The sequence below is a fragment of the Kribbella capetownensis genome, assembly GCF_004331485.1.
GTDB lineage: Bacteria > Actinomycetota > Actinomycetes > Propionibacteriales > Kribbellaceae > Kribbella > Kribbella capetownensis.
In genome coordinates, this window is sequence record NZ_SJKD01000005.1 from 587857 (window position 1) to 609407 (window position 21551).

Below are 21551 nucleotides of genomic sequence, written 5' to 3' on the forward strand. Positions count from 1 at the left end.
AACCATGCCGGCATCCTGGCACCCTTCCACGCCCCACCGCATGCCATTTCCTCACCGAAGAGCGACCGCGACCGAGGGCCGGTGCCGTTGTCCAAACGCAGACCACGACACAACGCCATCATCAGTCCGGCGCGCCCTTCAGCCAAGGTGGTTGCCTGCAGCCCCGGTACCCGGCCCGCAACCCGAACCTCAACTCTGCTGCGCCGGCGGGCGTGGCGGTCTGGGAGTCATGTGTGGTCGCGATGAGCGATCCCGTTCCGGACGGGGACGCCTATTCGCTCTCTGCGCAAACCATTCGCCGGGGCCACGAGCCCGTCCTAGGGTGTGGAAGTGGCTCTACGACTGGAAGCAGTGGTCTTCGACGTGGCCGACGCGACCGCGGTGGCGGCCTTCTGGGCCGGGCTGCTCGACCGAGAGGTCCTCACCGAGCCCGGCGGCGCGTTGGTACCAGGTGACAAGACGCAGGTCGGGCTCCGCTTCCTCACCTCCGACACCTTGCAGGTTGGCCCCCGACAGCTGCATCTGCACCTGACCAGCACCAGCCTTGAACACCAGCAGCGAACCGTCGAGACAGCGCTGCGCCTGGGCGGCCGCCACATCGACGTGGGCCAAGGACCCGACGACAAGTTCGTCGTACTGGCCGACCCCGGCGGCAACGAGCTGTGTGTGATCGAGCCGGGCAACAACTACCTGGCCGGCACCGGCTACCTCGGCGAGGTCACCTGCGACGGAACACGAGACGTCGGCCTGTTCTGGCGCGACGCGCTGGGCTGGCCGCTGGTGTTGGACAACAACGAGCAGACCGCGGTCCAATCGCCGCTCGGCGGCACCAAGATCTCCTGGGACTCATGGAGCGGATCGCCGATCCAACCCAAGAACGCAAGGAACCGGCAGCGCTTCGACCTGGTCACCGCGGACCCCACCAGCGAGACGGAACGACTGGTCTCACTCGGTGCGACCCGTCTTGCCGACCGGGCCGACCGCATCGAAATGGCCGACCCAAACAGCAACGAATTCGGCCTTCACACAGCCTGAGTCTCAAGTCACCGACTCCAGCACGCGCGCCGGTGTCCTGCCGACACCGATCAGCCACGTCGGCGCCCGGCCGAGTACCGCACTGCAATGACGGTGGCCTGAACCTGCGACACCGCGGGCGGCCGACGCAGGGCGGTTGCTCATACGGTCAGGTCGGGAGTGGGCTCTACGAGGTAGCACCTGTGTAGCGCCGTATCCCTATCCGCCACAGGAGCATGGTTCCGGCTGTGAACGCGGCCCCGAGGAGGATGGCTGCGATCAGATTGCTGGGGTCTGTACCTCGGGTGAGTGTTTTAGCTGGCCAGGTTGTGATTGCAGCTATGGGGAACGCGAAGGTAAGTAGTCGCTGAAGCCAGCGTCCGTAGATGTCGACTGGGTATCGACCGAGTTCCCAGGCGGTGCCGTGCAACACCCCAAGGCTGAGCCGTGGGGCCCAGAACGCCAGGGATGCGAGTGCGACCGACGTCGCCCAGCCGATCAGCAGTCCGATCATCGTCAGCAAGATCCAGGCGCCAACAGCCGCAGGTGACGGGATGATGGCCAGCTCATGCAGGTCGAACATGATCACCCCGACCCCGAGGATGCTTTGCACAAGGGCGAGGGGCGCGTGCCTGCCACTGGTGGCGAGCACCACGGTGGTCGCCGGCTGGAGCAGGTAGGTGTCGAGTCGGCCGTCTCGGATCTGTTGGGCAAGGTCAGCGAGGCTTGGGTCGAGGAACGTTGCTCGGAGGCCGGTGATGAGCGCGTAGGTTCCGATCAATGTCATCATTTGTCCTGCGGTCCAGCCGGCCAGCAGGCCTGTCCGGGTGAAGACGATGCCGATCGTGGCGATCGATGCGGTCAACTCCACGACAGCCAGGAGCGCGTCGAAGAACAGGTTGATCCGGTGAGCCACGGCACGCCGCAGCGACAACGAGAATGCCGTACCGAGCAGCCGAGCGATTCTCATCATGCTCCCACGGTGGTGTAGCGCCGGATGCCGAGACGCCACGCGCCGACCGCGCAACAGCCCAGCGCCGCTGTCCACCCCACCGAGATCGCGTACCCCGCTGCTGTGCCGGCTGGTGTCACCGTGCCGGCCGCCAGCTCGGCGGGAAAGCCGAGCATCGACCGGAACGGCAGGGCCTGGGCGATGGCCCGGAGAGGATCGGGGAGAAGCGCGTTCGGTGCTGCGGAACCACCAAGCAGGCCAATCAGTACGCCGCCGAAGGCGACCACGGCGTGGACTCGCTCGGTCCAGAAGGCGGCCATGGCCAGAGTCCATACGAACAAGAACCTCAAGGCCGCTGCGAGGGCGAGTGCCGGTAGTGCTGCCAGTACCGGGAGTGGTGAGAAGGTCGCATCGACTGACAGTCCGACCAGGGCGACCATCGGTATCCCGAGCAGGAACATCCAGAAACGAATCGCCAGGTTCTCCCCGAGTGGGCCGATGACGGGCGGCTGAGGGCGTAGAAGCGCGGCGGCGACGGTGCCGCTGTAGATCGACAGCGCGAACGTGTGGTTCTCGAAAGATGCCGTCATCGATGCCACACAGATCACCGCGAGGTAGTAGCTGCCTAGCCGGGCCTGGGCGCCCGGAACGTGCAGCCAGACAAACAGCCCGAGCAGCGGTGCCACTGCCTGTCCGATGATCAAGGTGATGAGGAACCACCAGGCACCTGACCAGCCGATGATTTGGCGCCAGATCTCGAGCCGTAAGAGTCGAAGTATGCGGCGCATCAGCCGGCGTCCTTCACCTGGCGTAGGCGGTGATAGGCCTGGTCGATCACGTCTTCCAGCGATGGTTCCTCGACGGACAGATCAGCGACTGCGAAGCGGGACAGAATGCGGGACGTAGCTTCTGGTACCGCATCTCGGTCCACGCGCAACAACCAGTGATTCTCGTCGCGCCGCAGGACGTCCCCGTACGGGGTGAGGTCTGGGTTGTCATCAGTCACGGAGACCCGGACCAGCTTGGTCGGGGCGAAGGCCGAGCTGAGTTCGTTGCGGCGTCCGTCGAAGGCGATTGCTCCGTCGTCGACCAGAATCAGCCGTGGACACAGCGATTCCACGTCGGTCATGGAATGGCTGGTGAGCAGCACGGTGGCTCCTGTTTGGGCGGCATACTCGCCGATGAACGTTCTGACTGTCTTCGCGGCGGAGACGTCCAGCCCGATGGTGGGTTCGTCGAGGAACAAGATCTTCGGGCGGTAGACCAGCGCAAGGGCCAGCCCGGCCCGCATCCGCTCACCGAGGCTCAGCGCGCGTACCTGTCGCTGGAGGACTCTGTCGAGGTCGAGCAGTGCGCTCAGCTCGGCCAGATTGCGCTTGAAGTGGGGTTCGGCGATGTCGTAGAGGACCTGCTGGTAGCGGAACGAGTCCAGCACGGTGAGTTCCGGCGCGTCCCCGATCGGCTGACTACCGCGGATGAGGGCGATCTCGCGGAGATACTGGTTCTGCCGTCGCCAGGGGATCTGTCCAAGGACGCGAACTCGACCACTGGTCGGGTGCAGGATGCCGGCCAGGATCTTCATCGTCGTCGTCTTTCCGGCCCCATTGCGGCCGAGGAACCCGACGACTTGACCGGGCGCGATCTGGAACGTGAGGTTTCGGACGGCGTGGACGTCGCGATAACGCCGCTGCACCACCGCGCGGACCGCCGCAATCAGTCCGGCGTCGCGCACCGGAACGCGATATGTCATCGACAGACTCTCCACGGCAACAGCAGGTTCTGATCTGGGCGGAATTGTCACACTTAAAGTCTATCTTTGAAGTACGGTTTGAGTGTTTGCTGTGCGAACGAGAGGAATTCCGATGCGCAGACCCTCAACTGGCACCTCAAAGACGCTGCGAGGAATTGTGCTTGCCAGGGAAGCCGGGATCTCGGTCCAGCAGGTGCGCAACTACGAGCAGGCCGGACTGCTTCCCCCGGCTACCCGCTCTGCCGCGGGCTACCGGGAGTTCGATGAGTCACACCGCCGGGCCTTGGCGTCCGCGCGGTCGCTGGTAGGGGCGTACGGCTGGGACGATGCCGTCACGATCATGGCGGCCGTTCACCGTGGCAACCGGGAGACAGCTGTTGCCTGCATCGATCGTGCTCACGCCCAACTCGACCGCGAGCGCGATCGTATTGAGCAGGCTCTGCACGCATTCGAAGTCGTTGTGACTCACCCCCTCGACGCCGACCCGCGAATGGCAGCCGCACTCGACCAGATGAGGCGGCAGAGTAGGCCGTTGCGGATCGGACAACTGGCGGACCTCCTGGGTGTTCGCACGTCGACACTCCGCTTCTGGGACCGTGCCGGCCTGATCCGTCCCGCACGCGAACAAGTCACCGGCTACCGCGTGTTCGACGTCGACGCCGCCAGGGACGCACACCTCGTGCGTCTCCTGCGCGAAGGCAACTTCCCCACGACGATCATCCGCGCCGCACTGGACGAGATGCACTCCTCGCCGGACGGACGCCCCGAACGAGTCGGCGCCGAACTCCACCGTCGCAGGTCCCAGCTGCATCAAAGCAGTTGGGCCCGGCTGCGAGCCGACGCCGCCCTGATGACGTACCTGGACTGGCGCGACAACCCCGGGCTCGTCAGCGATCAGAGAGCGGGCGGCGGCAGCACCCGCATCCGACCAAGACGCTGAAATAGTGCCCGGCGAGTTGACACGTTCAGTGAAGTTTCCGGGTACGCCGAAGCCCCCAGCCCGGTGTGGGCTGAGGGCCAGCGGGGCCGAAGCCGGCCGCAGCGACTAGCTCGCGACGCGCTTTCTCGCCGCGGTCTTCTTCACTGCCGTCGTCTTCTTCGCCGCACTGGACTTCGCGGCCGCGGTCTTCTTGGCTACCGTCTTCTTCGCGGCGACTGCCTTTTTGGCGGGCGCCTTCTTCACCGCGGCAGCCTGTTGCTTCGCACTCGGCTTGGCCGCACGGCCGGCCAGGATCTCCCGCAGGAACTCCCCCGTGTACGACGCCGGGTTCTCCGAGACCTCCTCCGGCGTGCCTTCCGCGACCAATGTCCCGCCGCGACGCCCGCCATCGGGGCCGAGGTCGATGATCCAGTCGGCGGTCTTGATCACGTCGAGGTTGTGCTCGATGACCAGCACCGAGTTGCCCTTGTCCACCAGGCCACCGAGGACGCCGAGCAGCTTGCGGATGTCCTCGAAGTGCAGACCCGTCGTCGGCTCGTCCAGCACGTACACGGTCCGGCCGGTCGAACGCCGCTGCAGCTCGGACGCCAGCTTGACCCGCTGCGCCTCACCACCGGACAGCGTCGGTGCCGGCTGCCCGAGCCGGACATACCCGAGGCCGACCTCGACCAGGGTCTTCAGGTGCCGCGAGATCGCCGGGATCGCGGCGAAGAACTCCGACGCCTCCTCGATCGGCATGTCCAGTACGTCGGCGACCGTCTTGCCCTTGTAGTGCACCTCGAGCGTCTCGCGGTTGTACCGCGCGCCGTGGCACACCTCGCACGGCACGTACACGTCCGGGAGGAAGTTCATCTCGATCTTCAACGTGCCGTCACCCGAGCACGCCTCGCACCGGCCTCCCTTGACGTTGAACGAGAAGCGACCCTGCTGGTACCCGCGGACCTTCGCCTCGGGGGTGTCCGCGAACAGCTTGCGGATGTGGTCCCAGACACCGGTGTACGTCGCCGGGTTTGACCGCGGGGTCCGCCCGATCGGCGACTGGTCGACGTGGATGACCTTGTCGACCAGCTCCATGCCGGAGATCTTCGTGTGCCGGCCGGGCACCGCGCGGGCGCCGTAGATGTGTCGCGCCAGCGACGTGTAGAGGATGTCGTTGACCAGCGTCGACTTACCCGAGCCGGACACCCCGGTGACCGCAACGAAGACCCCGAGCGGGATCGTCACGTCGATGTCCTGGAGGTTGTTCTGCCGCGCGCCGTACACGGTCAGCTCGCGGCCCTCGGTCAGCGGTCGGCGGACCGCCGGCATCGGGATCTCCCGGCGGCCGGAGATGTACGCACCGGTGATCGAGTCCGGGTGGTTGCGCAGGTCGTCGACCGTGCCGGAGACGACGACCTGGCCGCCGTGCTCACCGGCGCCGGGGCCGATGTCGACCACCCAGTCGGCGTGGTCGATCGTGTCCTCGTCGTGCTCGACGACGATCAACGTGTTGCCCAGGTCCTTCAGCCGGACCAGGGTGTCGATCAGCCGCCGGTTGTCGCGCTGGTGCAGACCGATCGACGGCTCGTCCAGCACGTACAGCACGCCGACCAGGCCGGAGCCGATCTGCGTCGCGAGCCGGATCCGCTGCGCCTCGCCGCCGGACAGCGAGCCGGCCGGACGGTTCAGCGCCAGGTAGTCCAGACCGACGTCGAGCAGGAACCGCAGCCGCTCGCCGATCTCCTTGACCACCCGCTCCGCGATCTGCTTCTCCCGCGGGCTCAGCTCCATGTCCACGAGGAACGCGTGCACCTCGTCGATCGACATCGCGCTGACCTCGGCGATGTTCTTGCCACCCATCGTCACGGCGAGCGAGATCGGCTTGAGCCGTGCGCCGTTGCAGGCCAGGCACGGCACCTCGCGCATGTACTCCTCGAAACGCTCCCGCCCGGTGTCGCTGGACGCCTCGGCGTGCCGGCGCTCGACGTACGGGATCACGCCCTCGAAGGTCGTGTAGTACGACCGCTCGCGGCCGTACCGGTTCTTGTAGGAGACGTGCACCTGCTTGTCGTGCCCGGTCAGCAGCGACTTCTTCGCCTTCGCCGGCAGCTCACCGAACGGCGTGGTGGTCTTGATCTTCAGGTCCTTGGCCAGCGCCGCGAGCAGTCGCTCGAAGTACTGCGAGACGTTCGCCCCGGACCACGGCTGGATCGCACCCTCGTCGAGTGACTTCGACGGATCCGGGACCAACAGCTCCGGGTCGACCTCCATCCGGGTGCCCAGACCGGTGCACACCGGGCAGGCGCCGTACGGCGAGTTGAACGAGAACGACCGTGGCTCGAGCTCGTCGATCGCCAGGGGGTGATCGTTCGGGCAGGCCAGCTTCTCGGAGAAGCGGCGCTCGCGATGCGGGTCGTCCTCCGGCAGGTCGACGAAGTCCAGCACGAGCAGACCGCTGGCCAGGCCGAGCGCGGTCTCGACCGAGTCGGTCAGACGCTGCTTCGCCGAGCTCTTCACGGCGAGCCGGTCGACGACCACGTCGATGTCGTGCTTCTTCTGCTTGTCGAGCTTCGGCGGGTCGGTGAGCTGGATCGTCTCGCCGTCCACCCGGGCCCGCGACAGTCCCTGACCGCTCAGCTGGCGGAACAGATCGAGGTACTCCCCCTTGCGGCCGCGGACGACCGGCGCGAGCACCTGGAACCGGGTGCCCTCCTCCAGCTCCAGCACGCGGTCGACGATCTGCTGCGGCGTCTGCCGCGCGATCAGCTCGCCACACTCGGGACAGTGCGGCCGGCCGGCGCGGGCGAACAGCAGCCGGAGATAGTCGTACACCTCGGTGATCGTGCCGACGGTGGAGCGCGGGTTGCGCGAGGTCGACTTCTGGTCGATCGAGACGGCCGGGGACAGGCCCTCGATGAAGTCGACGTCGGGCTTGTCCATCTGGCCGAGGAACTGCCGTGCGTACGCCGACAGTGACTCGACGTATCGCCGCTGGCCCTCGGCGAAGATCGTGTCGAAGGCGAGGCTGGACTTGCCGGAGCCCGAGAGTCCGGTGAAGACGATCATGGCGTCCCGAGGCAGGTCGACCGAGACGTCCTTCAGGTTGTGCTCGCGTGCTCCGCGCACGATCAGACGGTCAGACACAAGCTCACTCTCAGCCGTTCTCGAGGGTTACCGGGGACATGCCCCGTCATGCTAACGAGGCCCACCGACAAAAACTTCCGGCGCTGTGGCAGAGACACCGGACCGGCCGGGATACCGGTGCTGTCCCCCGGCCGTTTCGAAAGTATATTCGATCGCGACGGGTGGTTCGCGCAACCCGGGGGCGGACATGACCGGACCGGCTCCGGGGTGCGAGGATCGGCGGTATCACCGACATCCAGGGAGAGGGCGCATGCCGGAGTACCACGGAAACGTCAAGGTCGGCGGACCAGCGCAGACGCACGAGCTGGCTCAGTTGATGATCACCAAGGTCGCGGTCGGGCCGATGGACAACAACGCCTACCTGCTGCGTTGCCGGCAGACCGATGAACAGGTCCTGATCGACGCCGCCAACGAGGCCGGCACGCTGCTCAAGCTGATCGGCGACGGCGGCCTGGCCCGCATCGTCACCACCCACCGCCACCAGGACCACTGGGAGGCCCTCGCCGAGGTCGTCGCCCGTACCAGCGCCACCACGGTCGCCGGCCGGTACGACGCCGAAGGCATCAAGGTCCCCACCGACCAGCTCGTCGACGAGGGCGACCACATCTCTGTCGGCAACTGCAGCCTGCGCGTCATCCACCTGGTCGGCCACACGCCGGGCTCGATCGCCCTCGTGTACGACGACCCGGACGGCCCGCCGCACCTGTTCACCGGAGACTGCCTGTTCCCCGGCGGCGTCGGCAACACGCAGGGCGACGCGAAGCGCTTCACGTCCCTCCTCGACGACGTCGAGACCAAGCTCTTCGGGACGCTCCCCGACGAGACGTGGTTCTACCCGGGTCACGGTAACGACTCGACCCTCGGCGCGGAGAGGCCTTCGCTCCCCGAGTGGCGGGCGCGTGGCTGGTAGTCCCCAGCCGAACTGGCCCGCCCTCGAGCGATTGAAGGAGGAGCTGCAGCGCGAATTCCGGAAGCAGGGTGTCGACCACGTGGAGTATGTCCTGGCTTTCAGCGCGCCGTTCGACGTCTGGGTCTGGCTCGGCACCGCGACGGACGCCGAGCGGGACACACTCGCGGCGGACCGTGCGCTTGACGATCGAGTGCGGGCCGCAGCCGACAGGTGCGGTCTCGCCGAGATCGTGAGGGGAACCGCTGTCGAGTCGAACGAGACTGTGGATCGTGAGTACGACGGACAGTGGTTCTACCGCCTGCGTTGAGTCGTAAGTCAGCTCACGAACTCGGCTCGGCAGGAAGAGGACTCCCGCAGGTAGCCCGCCCGCGAGTGCAACCGACTAGCAGCCGTTATCGCCGGCGTCAGCCTGTAAAGCGCCTAGTGGAAGCGATTCGGGCGGCAACCTGACAGGGCCGACTCGACGGTTCCGTTGACCAGCTCCCGTGCGACCAGACGGCCCACGGCCGCGGCGAACGTGACCGCCGAGTGCATCACTGCCAAGTAGAGGCCGGGAACCTCGGCGACCGGGCCGACGATCGGGTCGCCGTCGGCCGGCATCGGGCGCATGCCGACCCGGGTACTGAGCAGCTCGACGCTCTCGGCGCCATGGAAGGTAGACCGGACGGCGGCGAGGGTCCGTTCGGGCGAGTCCGCGGCGGCAATCAGCCGGTCCGCGGCGACCTGCCGAAGATCGAAGTCCTCAGTGTTGACCACACCGCGGACCAGACCGGCCGGTGCGCTGAGCCGGAACAACGTCGCCGGCGAAGGGTCGACCGGGACGCGCACACCGAGCGGCGCGGCCAGCGCGCCGGTGGCCACTCCGGCCGCCAGCACCACCGTCGTACCGGAGAGCGGTCCTGCCGCCGTCTCAACCCCGGCAATCTGGCCCGCTGCATCCCGGCGTACCGCGGTAACCGGCGTGTCCAGATGTACTCGAGCTCCATGGGCGCGAGCACCCGCGACCAGCCGCTCGGTCACGCCCACCGAGTCGATAGCGCCGTCGCTCGGCGCCCACAGGGCCCATTCCGGAGGCTGCCGAACAGTGGGCTCGAGCGTCGCCACGGTGGCCGCGTCGACGATCGCCTGCCCGGGTCCGGCGTCCGGCGCACTGCCCTGCGTGGTCCAGGTCAGCGAGCCGGACCAGGTCACCGGGAGTCCCGGCAACTCGGCCCCGAGTCGGTGGTACTCCGCCGTCGCGGTGGCCCGCAGCCCGGCGGCCGGACCTTCCTGCACGCCCGACGTTCCGCTCGGCCCGGCGAGCGTGACCCAGGCGAACGAGTCCGCCGTCACACCAGCGCCCGGCTGCCCGCCGTCGACCAACGTGACGGCAGCGCCCGCCCGAGCGGCGTGATAGGCCACCGATGCACCGATAATGCCGGCGCCGACGACGATCAAGTCCCTACTCACCGGTGAGCTCAACACCTTCGCGACCCTAGCGTCCGCAGCATCCGTCCGCGCGGCCTTTATGTCGACGCGCCAACCGACACCTGCGGGACGCTAGATGCGCGAACGAGCCGCCTCGATGTGCTCATTGACCTTCAGCGGCTGGATCGAGGCCGGGACGTCGTCGCGCACGACCTGATGGAAGCAACCGATCCAGAATTGCGCATTTGCCTCGCCGCGCTGGTCGCCCAGCGCGCTGTACAGCTCGGCGGCCTGCTCGAACAGCGCGAGCTCCTGCGTGGCCTCGACACGGTTGTCCAGGAACCGCGCATGCAGCACCTTCCCGCGAGCGAGTGCGAGATCTGCCTGCACAGCATCCAACTCACGATCGGCCGCGGTCAGCTTCTCGAACTCTCCGTTGAAGATCGCTCGCTCAGACAGCTCCGCGGCAAGCACCAGTCGCTCGTCCATCGGCAGATTCTAGGCTGACGCAATGAGCGGGTTCGCGAACTACGAGCCAGAGACCGACCGCCGGGCGCCAGGTGCGGAGGTGGTGACCCGACCGGCAGAGGAGAACGACCTGGACGCCTGCGCGCGACTGATCGTCTCTCGCACGGGCGGGTCGGTCGACGGCCGCCGCCGACGCTTGCTCGGCGACCTGCATGATCCAGGTCGGTACTCCGCGGTCGCGTGCGTTGGTCGCGAGGTGGTCGGGTACGGCGGCGTGATCTGGCATGAGATGACGTCCGCCGACCCACCGACGATGGCACCGACCGGGTACTACCTGGTCGGCCTGATCGTCTCACCGGACTGGCGCCGCCACGGAATCGGCGAGCTCCTGACAGTCGACCGCATGCGCTGGACCGCAGAGCGAGCAGACACCATCCTCTACTTCGCCAACCTCGCAAACGGCCCCACCCTGGACCTCCACAAACACCTCGGCTTCACAGAACTAACCCGAAACTTCACCTTCCCCGGCAACCCCCTAAAGCCCGGCACCGGCGTCCTACTCCAGGCCCCACTCAAGAACCACCACTGAGCGACGCCCGGGGTGCTTGGAGTTCCGACCCGAGTCCACGACTGAGCGGTCTCAGTCCGGGGACGTCTCGCCCGACCCCGACCCCGGGCCCTCGGGTGATCCTCTGAGCCGAGTCCACATCCGGCAGTCGGCATGCCGGGCGACGCAGGAGCACGGCGCGAGCAAGGAAGGGGCGGGTGGGAGCGGCCGCGAGCACGCGACGAAGGAGCGCGCGTGGCGGAGGCGTGGGGGAATTATCTGTCTGTTAGTTCGGTGGGGTGGGCTACTACGTCTACCAGGGCGTTGTTGCGGATGGCTGTGATTTCGGTTCGGCGGCCGATGGCGTCGGCGAAGAGTTGGCGTTGCAGGGATTGGGCGTCGCGCAGGGGTGCGCCGTCTACGGCCAGGACGAGGTCGCCTTGGCGGAGGCCGGCTTGGGCGGCGGGGCTACCCGTGATGACCTCGACCACCCGGAGCGCACTCCGTTGGTCGAAGCGTTCGGCGAGCTGGGGCCGCAGGGGTGCAGGCGTCGTCACCAGGCCGAGGTACGCACGGCGTACCCGTCCGTCATGCAGCAGCGAGTAGATGATCCGGCGAGTGGTCGGGTTGATGGGGACCGCGAGCCCGAGACCGATCCCGGCCACGGCTGTGTTGATCCCGATCACCCGTCCGTTGCCGTCGGCAAGGGCTCCGCCGGAGTTGCCGGGGTTCAGGGCGGCGTCGGTCTGGATGACGTCCTCGATGATGCGCTGCGCGGACCCGCTGCGTACCGGCAGCGACCGGCCGAGTGCGCTCACCACGCCGGCGGTCACGCTGCCGGCCAGGCCCAACGGGTTGCCGACAGCAACCACCAGGTTCCCGACCTTCAGGCCGTCCGCGTCGCCGTACTCCGGCGGATCCGGGATGTCCCGGTCGGCGCGCAGTACGGCGAGGTCCGACAACCGGTCGACGCCAATCACCTGAGCTTCGGCCGAGGTCCCGTCGGCGAAGTCGGCGGTCGCGTGCTCGCCCTCGCCGACCACGTGGGCGTTCGTGAGCAGGTGCCCGTCCTCGGTCAGCACCACTGCCGATCCGGACGAGTCGCCCCGCCGGCTCCGGATCCGCAGGCTCGCGACCCGCGGGATCAAGTGTTCCGCCACTCCCGAGACCACCCGGGAGTAGGCGTCCAGTACGTCGTCCTCCGCCATCTCCGCCTCCTGATTACAGCATTACACCGCAATCAACCCAGCGCACCAGAGGTGAGCCGCGGCACAGATCTGACCGATCGGTTGAAAACTGGCCGATCGGTCAGGAAGGATGACTTCCATGGCAGCCACCCCGGTCCGGGAACGCACCCGGCACGAGATCGTCCGGCAGGCGATGCGCCTGTTCCAGGACAGGGGCTACAACGCCACCTCCCTGCAGGACATCGCCTCCGCCGCCGGTTGTTCCAAGGCGACGGTGCTGTACCACTTCAACGGCAAGCCCGCCGTCCTGGCCGCCGTGCTCGAGCCGGCCGCCGCGGACCTTGCTGGGCTGATGGACTCCGCCGCCGGGCTGTCGCAGGCCGAGGCCCAGGAGTTCGCGATCCAGCAGTTCACCGATCTCGCGGTCCGGTACCGCGGCGTGATCGACGTACTGCAGGACATCCTGCCGGTGATCGACGAGATGCCCGAGATCGCCCAACTGGTTGCTGACGGCATCAGACTGACCGACCTGCTGGCCGGCAGCGACGATCCACTCGAACGGGATCTGGCCAAGTTCGCCATCAACGGCCTGCTCGGCGAGTGCCGCCACCCCGGTGAACGCACCGACGACGAACTCCGCAACCTCTGTGACATCGCCCTCCGCAGAATCCTCAGATCCGCCTGACCAAGACGTATATCGCCCCGGCCTCCGCCCCGACGCCGCGCTCCACTGCCCGCCCGTACGATCCGAACGGACCCCTACCCGATGGCCAATCTGCTGTACCGGCTCGGCCGGTTCTCCTACCAGCGCCGGCGGCTCGTCGCCGCTGTCTGGGCGGTCTTCCTCGTCGCGCTGGGGGTAGCCGCGCTCACTCTCGGCGGCAAGACCGCGAACACGTTCTCGATCCCCGGCACCGAGTCGCAGCGCGCGCTCGACGCTCTCAAGCAGGAATTGCCTGCGGCGAGCGGCGCGTCGGCCACGGTCGTGGTGAAGGCACCTGACGGCAAGACGCTCGCCGACCCGACCGTGAAGGCCGCCGTCGGCGCGGCCGTCGCCAAGGTCGCGAAGGTGCCCGAGGTCGTCGGCGCGGTCGACCCCTTCACCAGCAAGGCGATCAGCCCGGACGGCAGCACCGGCCTGATCAGTGTCCAGTTCAGCAAGCCCGCCGATGAGCTCTCCAAACAGAGCACCGAGGCGTACGACGGCCTGAGCGGACTCAGCTCCGGGGACCTCAAGGTCGTCCCGGGCGGCCAGGTCGTCGGCGGCGTACCCGAGATCGGGGCGACCGAGGTGATCGGCGTGGTCGTCGCCGGAATCGTCCTGGTCGTCACGTTCGGTTCGCTGGTCGCGGCCGGGATGACGCTGCTGACGGCGCTGCTCGGGGTGCTGGCCGGGATGGCCGGTCTGTTCATCGTGACCGCGTTCACCGATGTGTCGTCGACGGCACCGATTCTTGCGCTGATGCTCGGGCTCGCGGTCGGCATCGACTACGCGTTGTTCATCAGCTCGCGGCACCGCAGCCAGCTCGCGGAGGGGATGGATCCCGAGGAGTCTGTTGCCCGCGCGACGGCGACCGCTGGATCGGCGGTGCTGTTCGCGGGTGCGACGGTCGTCATCGCGCTGGCCGGTCTGTCCGTTGTCGGCGTTCCGTTCCTGACGGCGATGGGCTTCGCGGCGGCCGCGACGGTGCTGACCGCCGTACTGGTCGCGCTCACGCTGCTGCCCGCGATGCTCGGGTTCGTCGGGAACCGGATCCTCCCCCGCAAGATCCGCAAGGCGCCGGCCAGCGCGCCGAAGGAAGGCTTCGGCTTCCGTTGGGGGCGGTTGGTTACCCGGTTCCATGTGCCGATCGTTGCCATCGGCATCATCGGACTGGGGCTGCTGGCGATTCCGGCCAAGGACATGCGGCTCGCGCTGCCTGATGGAGCATCGGCTGCGGCCGGGACGAACCAGCGGGTCGCGTACGACCTGACCGCTGAGGCGTTCGGAGCAGGTGCCAATGGTCCGCTCGTCGTCGTTGTGAAGAGCAACGACCCGGCGAAGTCCGGCGCACTCGTGCAGCAGGTGCTCGCGAAGACGCAGGGCATGCACGACGTGGTCGCGGCACAGCCCGGTCCGGCGAGCCGGGACGGGTCGACCCGGCTGCTGCAGATCATTCCGCAGAGCGGACCGGCCACCGAAGCGACCGCGGACCTGGTGAAGGATCTGCGGTCGGCGGTCAACCCGCTGGCCACCGGCGACGCGAGCATCTCGGTGACCGGTAACACGGCGGTCGGGGTCGATGTGTCGAACAAGCTGTCCGACGCGTTGCCGACGTACCTGTTCGTGGTTATCGGGCTCTCGTTCCTGCTGTTGCTGCTGGCGTTCCGGTCACTGCTCGTGCCGCTGAAGGCGACGCTCGGATTCGTGCTGACGATCGGGGCGACGTTCGGGATCACGATCGCCGTGTTCCAGCAGGGCTGGGCAGCAAGCCTGGTCGGGGTCGACTCCCCCGGGCCGCTGGTCAGCTTCCTGCCGATCATCATGATGGGCGTGCTGTTCGGGCTGGCGATGGACTACGAGGTCTTCATCGTGTCCCGGGTGCGGGAGGAGTTCGTGCACGGGCGGCACGCGACCGACGCGACGATCCAAGGCATCGGGCACGGCGCGCGAGTGGTGACCGCGGCAGCACTCATCATGGCGTCGGTGTTCGCCGGCTTCATCCTGGTGCACGACCCGATCATCAAGGCGATCGGCTTCGGCCTGACCATCGGCGTACTGATCGACGCCTTCGTGGTCCGGATGACGTTCGTCCCGGCAGTGCTGTCACTCCTCGGCGACCGCGCCTGGTGGTTCCCGAACTGGCTCGACCGCATCACCCCCAAAGTAGACATCGAAGGCGAAAGCCTGCGCGTGGAAGGAAACCCCGAGCCCAAGGAAGTCGTCTACATCCGCTGAACGGACGCGTGGGGCATCGGTACCCGCCGGTGCCCCATCCTGAAGCAGGCTCGATGCATCCCCCACCCGGTACGGCGCATAGCTCTCCGCTGAGATGGAAACCCGGCCCGCCAGGATAGAGCTGGGGATGACGTAGATGCTGCCGTCGCCGAGAACAATGAAGAACAAGTCGATCGACTCGGGGTCGTAGGGCATCTTGCCGGCGGACTTGTCGAGGACGTAGGGGCGTCGTCCGATGCCGACGTGCCAGTAGCCCCTTCCGTTGCGGGACGCACAGGACTTCACCTGTACACGTTGAACTCCTTTGGACGTCGTCACCAGCAAGTCGTACTCCTGTGGCTCGATCGGCAGGGCAACCGCACATCCGTGCAGGGTGAACCACGCCATCGCCAGCGCAGCCGCCGCCGTTCGCAGCGTCTCCAGCCGGAGCGGCTCTCTGAAGACGTCTTCCGCTGGCGCCGAACGATCCAACTGTCTGAGATGTGTGCAATCCAGTCCGAGCCGGATGGCGTGTCCCTTGACCCGCACCCGGTTCTCCCCGTTGTCGATGACACCGAGACCGGCCAGCACGTCCGCCCAACAGCTTGATCCAGGAACGGCTTCACGCAGCAACTGATCGGACCAACGACGCTGCCCGGTGAAGTGGGTCGTATCCAGATCGAGGCGGGCGGCGTGCCGCTTGATCGTCCGAATGACGCCTGCCGACTTGTCCTTCAGCCCGAGCGTGCGGGCAACCGCACGCCAGGACTGACTGTTCGCTACCGCCTGTCGCAGTTCAGCATCGTTCCAGGTTCGCTTGTCCCTCGTCGCGGCCATGGATCAAACGTAAAGAGGGGCACCGACAGATCGGTGCCCCTCTTCGGAGTCGGGCTGGGGAGATTTGAACTCCCGCTCTCCGGTCCCCCAGACCGGCGCGTTAACCAAACTACGCTACAGCCCGATGCTCGCCTCACACAGGCGAGCGGAGTACACCTTACCTCATCCGAGGGGGTGCTCTGACCGGCGCCCGGTCAGCGTTTCTTGTTCTTCTGGCGGGCTCGGATCTGGACGTGGACGGGGCTGCCGACGAAGCCGAAGTCCTCGCGGAGGCGGCGCTCGATGAAGCGCTGGTACGACGGCTCGATCTGGCCCGAGGTGAAGATCGCGAACGTCGGCGGCATGGTGGTGGCCTGGGTGCCGAACAGGATCTTCGGCTGCTTGCCGGAGCGGACCGGGTGCGGGTGCGCCGCCACCAGACGGCCGAGGAAGGCGTTCAGCTGGCCGGTCGGGACGCGGGTCTGCCAGCCCTCGAGCGCAGCCTCGATGGCTGGGACAAGCTTCTCCATGTGCCGGCCGGTCAGCGCGCTGATGTTCACCCGAGGCGCCCAGCGGAACTGCACCAGGTCGCGGTCGATCTCGCGCTCCAGGTAGTAGCGCCGGTCCTCGTCGACCAGGTCCCACTTGTTGTACGCGATCACGAGCGCCTTGCCGGCCTCCTCGACCGCGTTCATGATCCGGATGTCCTGCTCCGACATCGTCTCCGAGGCGTCCACGACGACCACGACGACCTCGGCCCGCTCGATCGCGGCGTTGGTCCGCAGTGAGGCGTAGTACTCGTGGCCCTGCGCGTTCTTCACCTTGCGCCGGATGCCGGCGGTGTCGATGAACCGCCACTCCTTGCCCGCCAGCGTGATCAGCTCGTCCACCGGGTCGACCGTCGTCCCGGCGACGTCGCTGACGACGACGCGGTCCTCCTTGGCCACCTTGTTCAGCAGGGAGGACTTGCCCACGTTCGGCTTGCCGACGATCGCGATCCGGCGCGGTCCGCCGGCCTCGCCGTCGCGCTCCGGCGGCGCCTCGGGCAGAGCCTCGAGAACCGCGTCGAGCATGTCGCCGGTGCCGCGGCCGTGCATGCCCGAGACCGGGAACGGCTCGCCGATCCCGAGGCTCCACAGGTTCATCGCCTCGGACTCGATCCGCTGGTCGTCGACCTTGTTCGCGGCCAGGACGACCGGCTTGCCGGACTTGCGCAGTACGCGGACGACTGCCTCGTCGGCGTCGGTGATGCCGACTGTCGCGTCCACCACGAACAGGACCGCGTCGGCGGCGTTGATGGCGACTTCGGCCTGGGCGGCGACCAGCGCGGCCATCCCGACCGCGTCCGGGTCCCAGCCGCCGGTGTCGACGACGGTGAAGCCCCGGCCGGCCCAGTTGGCGTCGTACGACACGCGGTCGCGGGTGACACCCGGGGTGTCCTCGACGACGGCCTCGCGGCGGCCGATGATGCGGTTCACCAGCGTGGACTTGCCCACGTTCGGCCGGCCGACGATCGCGAGCACCGGCAGCGGACCGGTGTCCTCACGGTCGTGCGTAGGCTCGGCAAAGTCGTAGCCGGTGGGCAGGTCACTCATCAGGGTCCTTCTTGTCTGGCCCGCCCGGGAGAGGGTGGCCGGTGGCTTCGACGGCCGCCTTCATATGGGCTCGCAGCACGTCGCCGATCTGGTCGGCAACCGCTCGTACGTCGGAGTGCCTCCGGGGAAATGGTACGCGGTCAACCGTGAAGACCTCGCCATAGACGACGTCGATCGGGCTCCCGGTGGGTGGGAAGCCCTCCACATCGGCGTGCGGCAGCCGGGTCCCGAGCAGCGCCACCGGCAGGATCGGCGCACCCGTGACCATGGCCAGATATGCCACTCCGCCCCGGATCGTGCCGAAGTCGCCCGCGCCACGGGTCCCCTCCGGGTAGATGTTCAGCACCCGGCCGTCCCGCAGTACCTGGATCGACTTCCGCACCGCGAGCGGGTCGTACGACGACCTGTCGACGGGGATCTGACCGATCCGGCGCAGCAACCAGCCCTGCAGGCCGCCGAAGGCCTCGATCTTGCCGAGTTGGTGCAGCATCCGGGGCGCGATCGCCCCGAGCAGCGGTCCGTCCAGCAGGCTGAGGTGATTCGGGGTCATCAGCACCGGCCCGGTCAGTGGGAACCGGGCCTCGTGGTGGACGGTCAGCTTGTACTTGTACTGGAAGTACGGCTTGGCGACCATGCGCATCGGCAGCGCGAGCCGGTACGGCAACGGACGCAGGTCGGCAGTGCTGGGCAGCTCCAGGTGCCCGGTGACTTCTGCTGTCATGACTCCCGGCGCGCGGCCTCGGCCTCCTTCGCAAGCCGGCTGATCACGTCGATGACCTCCTCCAGGGACAGATGCGTCGAGTCGATGGTGACAGCACCGTCGGAGGCGACCTGGAACTCCGACACGGTCGCGTCGTCGGCGTCGCGGCGGACGATCTGGTCGCGGAGCTGCTCGGCTGTCACCGAACCGGCGGCCAGCTCGGCGCCGCGGCGCGCCATCCGGGCGTCCTGGTCCGCGGTGAGCAGCACCTTCAGCTCGGCGTCGGTCGCGACCACGGTGGCTATGTCCCGGCCCTCGACCACGATCCCGCCGCTCGGCTGGGCGGCGTCGATGACGGCGCGCTGCCGCCGGATCAGCTCCTTGCGGACGTCGAGGTTGGTGGCGATCTTGGAGACCGTCTCGCTGATCCGCGGCTCCCGGATCGCGGCCGTCACGTCGGTGCCGTCGGCGATGACGAACTGTCGCGTGGGGTCGGTGCTGATCTCCAGCCGCAGCTCCCGCGCCCGCTCCGCAACCGCAGCGGTGTTGTCGAGATCGAGACCGTGCTCCATCGCCGACCACGTCACCGCGCGGTACGTCGCTCCGGTGTCCAGAAAGCGCAACCCCAGCCGGCTGGCGACGCCGCGGGCGGTGCTCGACTTGCCGGAGCCGCTCGGGCCGTCCACAGCGATGATCATGGCCCAGAGATTACCTGTGGCCGGGGACAACCCGGGCACCTACCGGTGCACGACCCAGCCCCGCTCGGTCAGTACGTCGACCAACTGGTCGACCGAGCCCGGTTTGACCGCCAACTCGACCTCACCGACCGGGCGTCCCGGGCTGTGGTCGATCCGCAGGTCCTCGACGTTCGCACCCGACTCGGCGGCGTCGGCGAACAGCCGGGCCAGCTGGCCGGGCCGGTCCGGGATCGTGACCAGAACGGTGACGAGATCGATGTGCGGCGTACCGTGCTTGCCCGGCACGCGGACCGCGCCGGACACGCCCTGTCCGAGGATCGAGGTCAGCTCCTCGCCGGCCTCTTCCTTGCCCAGGGCAACGAGGACTCGGTCGAGCTCGCCGCGGATCTGCTCGAGCAGACCGGTCAGAGCCGTCGAGTTCGCGGACACGATCTGGGTCCACAGCTTCGGGTCGCCGGCCGCGATCCGGGTGACGTCCCGGACACCCTGACCGGACAACTGCAGATGTGAGCTCGGGGCGTCGGCCAGCGTGCCGGCGGCGAGCGCCGACATCAGGTGCGGCAAGTGCGACACCCGGGCGACAGCAAGGTCGTGGTCCTCGACCGACAGCTCGACAGTCCGCGCGCCCGACGCCTCGGCCAGCCGTCGAACCAACTCGACCGCGTCCGCAGCGCTGGTCTCGTGCGGAGTGATCGCCCAGGTCGCGCCATCGAACAGGTCCGCGCGACCGGCCAGCGGGCCGTTCCGCTCCGACCCTGCCATCGGGTGGCTGCCGACGTACCGACTGAGGTCTGTCGTGAGCTTGCGTGCATCGGCCAACGGCTTGGACTTCACGCTGGCCGCGTCTGTGACGATCGCGTCGGTCTGCTCGAGCTGCTCGGCGATCACCGCACCGACGTGATCCGGCGGTACGGCGACGACCACGAGTTGCGGCTCGATCTGGACCAGCCGGGAGCCGGCGCCGATGCGCTCAGCCATCAAAGCGCTGTCCGGGTTGGCGTCGACCAACTCCACGACCACACCGAGCCGGGCCAGCGCCAGGCCGATCGACGTACCGATCAGGCCGGTCCCGACGATTCGGACCGGACCCCGCAGCTCACTCATGGGTCACTGGGCGCCCGTCAGGTCCGGCCGGAGCGCGACGGCGCCGTGCAGGTAGACATGCTGGATCTTCTCCCGGGACCGCTGGGTCTCGGTGTGCACCATCATCCGGACCACCCGCGGCAGCGCGTGCGGCACCGCAATCTCCTGCATGCACATCAGCGGTACGTCGGTCAGCCCGATCTGCCGGCCCGCCACCGCCGGGAACTCCGAGTGCAGGTCCGGCGTGACGGTGAACAGGATGCTGATCAGATCCTCGTTCTCCAGATCGTTCGCCTCCAGGACCGCCCGCACCAGCTCGGCGGACCGCTCGAGCAGATGCTCGCGCTCGTCCACGTCGAGCTGGGTGGCACCCCGGATCGCCCGTACCGCCACGTGTCCGCCTCCTCGCTCAGGTGTTCTTGTCTGTCTCAACACTAGGCCAGTGCCGCCACAGAGTGGACAGCCGTCTCGGATTCTGCCACCGCGGCAGGCCCCGGAGTCAGCCGCTCCGGGCGGCCTCCAGCAGCCGGCGGGCCACCGGAAGCAGTCCGGCCTCGCGCACCGGCGCAAGCGGATCGGACAGCTGCCGTCGACGCCGGAACGTGCCCGGCGGTTCGCCGTACGCGAGGGAGAAGCGCCGTGAGAAGTGGTACGGATTGCTGTAGCCGCCGTCGGACGCGATCTCCGCGATCGTCGCGTTCGTCCGCAGCAGAGCGGTCGCCGCGCGCGCCAGCCGAATCAGATCCAGGGCGTACGCCGGTCCGCAGTCGTACCGCTCCCGAAAGAGCCGGTGCAGGTGTCCAGCCGACAGATTCGCCGCAGCGGCCAGCTCAGGCACCGAGATGATCCGCGGCCCGCGCCTGGCCCACACGGTCGCAACGTGGTCGACCATGCGCCGAACACCGTCCGGCATCTCCTCACGCGAAGCGCCGACCGGAGCGCTGAGGAAGACCTCCAGCATCGTCGCCACCAGCCGGTCACTGTGCCCCGGAACCGACTCCGGTACGCCGGCCAGATCCAGCAGGTACGTGCACAGCTCGTCGAGCAGCCCCGGATCAGACCTCGGTCGCACCGAGGGCCAACTCGAAGGAGCACCGAGTCCGCCGAAGTCCTCGATCTGGAAGTGCACGTAGGCGTGCCGCGACCACTGATCACAGTCCCAGATATAGGCATCCCGGTTGCCGCGCCGAGCCAACGCCACCGTTCCGGGGCGCAGTTCCTCTTCGACCGTCACTTGATGGACCCCGGCGTCGTCGTACACCTCGGTCCGCCACAGCGCCGAACCGTGCAGGAGCCAGAGCAATTCGAAGTTCGGCAGCCAGCGCGGACCGTACGTTGCCCCGGGCGCATAGTCCGCGACCTGGACCACGGAGTTCACGCTGATCACCGGTGGTCGCGATGTCACGAACAGATAGTAGAGCGCGCGCCCGCGACATTGGCCGTC

20 protein-coding genes, 1 tRNA gene and 1 pseudogene are annotated in these 21551 nt (G+C 67.8%); 7 read left to right on the plus strand and 15 right to left on the minus strand.

Translation table 11 applies throughout. From position 1 onward, the window contains the following. Positions 1 to 330 precede the first annotated feature (330 nt). On the plus strand, positions 331 to 1035 hold the full coding sequence (locus E0H75_RS24430) for a VOC family protein (RefSeq protein WP_131515947.1): 705 nt from the start codon (positions 331 to 333) through the stop codon (positions 1033 to 1035). A 166-nt stretch (positions 1036 to 1201) separates the two neighbouring features. Here E0H75_RS24430 and E0H75_RS24435 read toward each other — a convergent pair whose 3' ends face one another. Genes E0H75_RS24435 through E0H75_RS24445 form a run of 3 tightly spaced genes read right to left on the minus strand, consistent with a single transcriptional unit; the run spans position 1202 to position 3716 of the window. Then, on the minus strand, positions 1202 to 1987 hold the full coding sequence (locus E0H75_RS24435) for an ABC transporter permease (RefSeq protein WP_131515948.1): 786 nt from the start codon (positions 1985 to 1987) through the stop codon (positions 1202 to 1204). Beyond that, a complete protein-coding gene (locus E0H75_RS24440) occupies positions 1984 to 2754 on the minus strand; it encodes an ABC-2 family transporter protein (protein WP_131515949.1) in 771 nt (256 codons plus the stop codon). Before E0H75_RS24440 ends, E0H75_RS24435 begins: the two co-directional genes overlap by 4 nt. After that, entirely contained in the window at positions 2754 to 3716 is a 963-nt protein-coding gene (locus E0H75_RS24445; protein ID WP_131515950.1) for an ABC transporter ATP-binding protein, read from the minus strand. The genes E0H75_RS24440 and E0H75_RS24445 overlap by 1 nt, the downstream gene beginning before the upstream one ends. A gap of 157 nt (positions 3717 to 3873) precedes the next feature. Between E0H75_RS24445 and E0H75_RS24450 the strand changes: the two genes are divergently transcribed. Beyond that, entirely contained in the window at positions 3874 to 4656 is a 783-nt protein-coding gene (locus tag E0H75_RS24450) for a MerR family DNA-binding transcriptional regulator (RefSeq protein ID WP_165553998.1), read from the plus strand. A 105-nt stretch (positions 4657 to 4761) separates the two neighbouring features. On the opposite strand, the gene uvrA is transcribed toward E0H75_RS24450, so the two are convergent. Then, the gene (gene uvrA / locus E0H75_RS24455; RefSeq protein ID WP_131515952.1) at positions 4762 to 7779 is read right to left on the minus strand and encodes an excinuclease ABC subunit UvrA; all 3018 of its coding nucleotides are present in this window, start codon (positions 7777 to 7779) and stop codon (positions 4762 to 4764) included. Positions 7780 to 8029: 250 nt separating this feature from the next. Here uvrA and E0H75_RS24460 point away from each other — a divergent pair, with 250 nt between their 5' ends. After that, positions 8030 to 8689 (plus strand): MBL fold metallo-hydrolase, encoded by a 660-nt coding sequence (locus tag E0H75_RS24460; protein ID WP_131515953.1) that lies wholly within the window; start codon positions 8030 to 8032, stop codon positions 8687 to 8689. Next, positions 8679 to 8996, plus strand: a complete 318-nt coding sequence (locus E0H75_RS24465) for a hypothetical protein (RefSeq protein ID WP_131515954.1) — start codon at positions 8679 to 8681, stop codon at positions 8994 to 8996. Before E0H75_RS24460 ends, E0H75_RS24465 begins: the two co-directional genes overlap by 11 nt. A gap of 113 nt (positions 8997 to 9109) precedes the next feature. Here E0H75_RS24465 and E0H75_RS24470 read toward each other — a convergent pair whose 3' ends face one another. Both E0H75_RS24470 and E0H75_RS24475 read right to left on the minus strand, forming a co-directional pair. Beyond that, the gene (locus tag E0H75_RS24470; RefSeq protein WP_165554000.1) at positions 9110 to 10138 is read right to left on the minus strand and encodes an NAD(P)/FAD-dependent oxidoreductase; all 1029 of its coding nucleotides are present in this window, start codon (positions 10136 to 10138) and stop codon (positions 9110 to 9112) included. A gap of 90 nt (positions 10139 to 10228) precedes the next feature. Beyond that, on the minus strand, positions 10229 to 10585 hold the full coding sequence (locus E0H75_RS24475) for a hypothetical protein (protein WP_131515956.1): 357 nt from the start codon (positions 10583 to 10585) through the stop codon (positions 10229 to 10231). 22 nt (positions 10586 to 10607) lie between these two features. Between E0H75_RS24475 and E0H75_RS24480 the strand changes: the two genes are divergently transcribed. Then, entirely contained in the window at positions 10608 to 11153 is a 546-nt protein-coding gene (locus tag E0H75_RS24480) for a GNAT family N-acetyltransferase (RefSeq protein WP_131515957.1), read from the plus strand. Positions 11154 to 11386: 233 nt separating this feature from the next. On the opposite strand, the gene E0H75_RS24485 is transcribed toward E0H75_RS24480, so the two are convergent. Continuing rightward, positions 11387 to 12319, minus strand: a complete 933-nt coding sequence (locus tag E0H75_RS24485; protein WP_131515958.1) for a S1C family serine protease — start codon at positions 12317 to 12319, stop codon at positions 11387 to 11389. A gap of 118 nt (positions 12320 to 12437) precedes the next feature. On the opposite strand from E0H75_RS24485, the gene E0H75_RS24490 reads away from it, so the two are divergent. Together E0H75_RS24490 and E0H75_RS24495 are read left to right on the plus strand one after the other, a co-directional pair. Continuing rightward, positions 12438 to 12983 (plus strand): TetR/AcrR family transcriptional regulator, encoded by a 546-nt coding sequence (locus E0H75_RS24490; protein WP_131515959.1) that lies wholly within the window; start codon positions 12438 to 12440, stop codon positions 12981 to 12983. Between the two features lie 81 nt (positions 12984 to 13064). After that, on the plus strand, positions 13065 to 15236 hold the full coding sequence (locus E0H75_RS24495; RefSeq protein ID WP_131515960.1) for an MMPL family transporter: 2172 nt from the start codon (positions 13065 to 13067) through the stop codon (positions 15234 to 15236). A gap of 123 nt (positions 15237 to 15359) precedes the next feature. Here the strand turns inward: E0H75_RS24495 and E0H75_RS44855 are convergent. From E0H75_RS44855 to E0H75_RS24530, 8 genes and pseudogenes are all read right to left on the minus strand, one after another. Further along, a pseudogene (locus tag E0H75_RS44855) lies at positions 15360 to 16052 on the minus strand (group I intron-associated PD-(D/E)XK endonuclease); the annotation flags it as partial. A gap of 49 nt (positions 16053 to 16101) precedes the next feature. Next, positions 16102 to 16176: transfer RNA gene (locus tag E0H75_RS24500), tRNA-Pro, on the minus strand. Between the two features lie 70 nt (positions 16177 to 16246). Further along, positions 16247 to 17626: a ribosome biogenesis GTPase Der gene (der, locus tag E0H75_RS24505; RefSeq protein WP_131515961.1), complete on the minus strand. Its 1380-nt coding sequence runs from the start codon at positions 17624 to 17626 to the stop codon at positions 16247 to 16249. After that, positions 17619 to 18347 (minus strand): lysophospholipid acyltransferase family protein, encoded by a 729-nt coding sequence (locus E0H75_RS24510; RefSeq protein ID WP_131515962.1) that lies wholly within the window; start codon positions 18345 to 18347, stop codon positions 17619 to 17621. The genes der and E0H75_RS24510 overlap by 8 nt, the downstream gene beginning before the upstream one ends. Continuing rightward, positions 18344 to 19024: a (d)CMP kinase gene (cmk, locus tag E0H75_RS24515; RefSeq protein ID WP_131515963.1), complete on the minus strand. Its 681-nt coding sequence runs from the start codon at positions 19022 to 19024 to the stop codon at positions 18344 to 18346. The genes E0H75_RS24510 and cmk overlap by 4 nt, the downstream gene beginning before the upstream one ends. 39 nt (positions 19025 to 19063) lie before the next feature. Further along, complete coding sequence (locus tag E0H75_RS24520; protein ID WP_131515964.1) at positions 19064 to 20128, minus strand: prephenate dehydrogenase; 1065 nt, start codon at positions 20126 to 20128, stop codon at positions 19064 to 19066. Between the two features lie 3 nt (positions 20129 to 20131). Then, a complete protein-coding gene (gene aroH, locus E0H75_RS24525; RefSeq protein WP_131515965.1) occupies positions 20132 to 20500 on the minus strand; it encodes a chorismate mutase in 369 nt (122 codons plus the stop codon). Between the two features lie 106 nt (positions 20501 to 20606). Then, positions 20607 to 21512: a helix-turn-helix domain-containing protein gene (locus tag E0H75_RS24530; protein ID WP_131515966.1), complete on the minus strand. Its 906-nt coding sequence runs from the start codon at positions 21510 to 21512 to the stop codon at positions 20607 to 20609. Between the last annotated feature and the right edge of the window lie 39 nt (positions 21513 to 21551).